Annotated in this window: 2 protein-coding genes; one reads left to right on the top strand and one right to left on the bottom strand. The window is 65.5% G+C overall.

All coding sequences use genetic code 11. From position 1 onward, the window contains the following. Positions 1 to 328: molybdopterin cofactor-binding domain-containing protein (locus FFS27_RS32165; RefSeq protein WP_132499189.1), on the top strand; the 328-nt coding region annotated here is incomplete at its 5' end. 416 nt (positions 329 to 744) lie between these two features. Here FFS27_RS32165 and FFS27_RS32160 read toward each other — a convergent pair. After that, positions 745 to 1,950 (bottom strand): ABC transporter substrate-binding protein, encoded by a 1,206-nt coding sequence (locus tag FFS27_RS32160; protein ID WP_023101246.1) that lies wholly within the window; start codon positions 1,948 to 1,950, stop codon positions 745 to 747. Positions 1,951 to 2,040 lie beyond the last annotated feature (90 nt).

Raw genomic sequence — 2,040 nt, 5'->3', positions numbered from 1 at the left:
GATCAACCCCGAGCGCATCCGTTCGCAGCTCGAAGGCGCCTGCGTGATGGGCCTGGGCCTGGCGGCGCTGGGCGAGATCAGCTTCAAGGATGGCAAGGTCCAGCAGGACAATTTCCACCAGTACGAGCTGGCGCGCATGCCGCTGGCGCCCAAGGCGGTGTCGGTGCATCTGCTCAAGCCGGATGGCGACCTGCCGCTGGGCGGGGTCGGCGAGCCCGGCGTGCCGCCGATAGCGCCGGCGCTGTGCAACGCGATCTTCGCCGCCACCGGCAAGCGCATCCGCGAGTTGCCGATCCGCAATCAGTTGCAGGGGTGGCGGAAGGCCTAGGTCCTTCGTCCTGGTCGTCGCCTGCGTGAGTTCGCGCGAGCGCAGGCGATGGATCAGGTTCTACGCGGAAGTCGTTGTCGAAGAAGAGTTTTCCGTGCCGCCGTCCCTCCCTGGCAGAGGCCTGTCGGCGGATAACGCGCGTGGCCTCGTTCGCCCTGCGCAGCGGAGGCGGTAAGCGGAGGCCAGGGCGGACAACGGGTAGCGTTATGCGCCGCCTTGTCGTTTCAACTTAAAGTGAATTCTAGTATTTTATTTATCTTATTAATCAATAGGATAAATCGTTTATTAAAAGTATTTTATAAGAAGTTGGGGTCTTCCCAGCCGCTCCAGGCCGCCTGCTTGCCGTCGAAACCGGATGCGCAATTCTCCAGGATCGACGACCCCGCGTCGTCCGTGCGCGAGGCCGTCATGGCGGTTCAGTAGATCGGCAGGTCCGGTTCGGGCAAGGCGACGATGTCGTTCGCCGTCAGCCCCAGCAGGCTCATCAGCGCCGGGTCGCGCAACGGCGACTCGCCGCGTACCGGGCCGAAGATTTCCGCCATGTGCCTGCGCAGGCTGGCCACCCGTTGGCGATCGGCCATCCAGCGGGTGAAATCGTGCACATCGACGTTCTTCAGCGACTCCAGTGGTGGCAGCCCAGGCGCTTCGCCGACGTCGGCGCGGGCGCGCCAGCCGCCGTAGCTGGACTGGAACTCGGCCGAGCCCAGGTAGGACAGCAGCAGCTTGGCCGTGGCCGGATGACGGGCGGCCTTGAAGATCGCCGCGCGCTGGTTCCAGACGATGAACGGCTCGTCGGTCGGGATGAAGTAGCCGGCCGGCGTATCGCTGTCGGTCGCATAGCCGGTCAGGTTGCCCAGCGAACCGATGGAGTCGGTGCCCACCGAGGCCGCCGGCGCCGCCGTGCCGCGCAGGAAGTTCGGTTTCTGCGCCGCCAGGGCGCGCAGGAAACCGCTGCCGTAGCGCCGTTCCAGCTTGTCGTAGACGTACAGCACCGCATCGTCGTCATGGGGATAGGTCAGCACCAGCTTGCCCTTGAAGGCCGGCTTCAGGTAATCGGCGAAGCGCATCGGATAGCGCTCCGCTGGCAGCCGGACGGAAGCGTAGGTCGGCACGAAGGCGTTGTTGTAGGCCGTGACATAGGCGCCGTCGGGATCGGCGTAGCCTTTCTTCTGCCGGGCGAAGCCGACCGGCTTGTAGCGCAGCAGCACGTCGCGGGCCTTCCATTTGTCGAAATCGAAGGTGGTTTGCAGCATCGCCACGTCCGGCGTCAGGGTGCCGGCGGCGAGTTCCTGGTCGATGCGCAGGTCGTGGAACTTGGAGAGGTCCACCGTGACGTCCAGGGTCACGCCGGGAAAGCGGCTCTCGAAGGCCGTCTTCAACCAGTCCATCTGGTTCGGCGCGTCGCCGCCGGCCCAGAGCACCATCTTGCCGCCTTCGCCCCGTGCGCGGGCGTAGAGCGAGGCGAGCCTGTCGGTCTCGCCGGGAATGACCAGGGTCGCCCCCGCGGTTTCCGGCCCTAGAGCTGGCTTTCGTGGCAATTTTCCCGCCGTTTCGCCGGCGAACGAAGAAGATGCGAAGACCAGAACCCATGCCGCCATCAGCGGCTTCACCCTGTCGATCATGTGCCGTTCCTCTGCTGAAAACGAGCGTCGCCGCTCCCGGTGAGGCCGGCGCGCAGGCGCGCCCCTCATGGATGGGACTGGTCCGCCGCG

Source organism: Pseudomonas sp. 2VD, assembly GCF_005503585.1.
GTDB classification, from domain to species: Bacteria; Pseudomonadota; Gammaproteobacteria; order Pseudomonadales; family Pseudomonadaceae; genus Pseudomonas; species Pseudomonas aeruginosa.
Note: the sequence above shows the minus strand (reverse complement) of the source record. Positions and strands in the feature narration are given on the sequence as shown.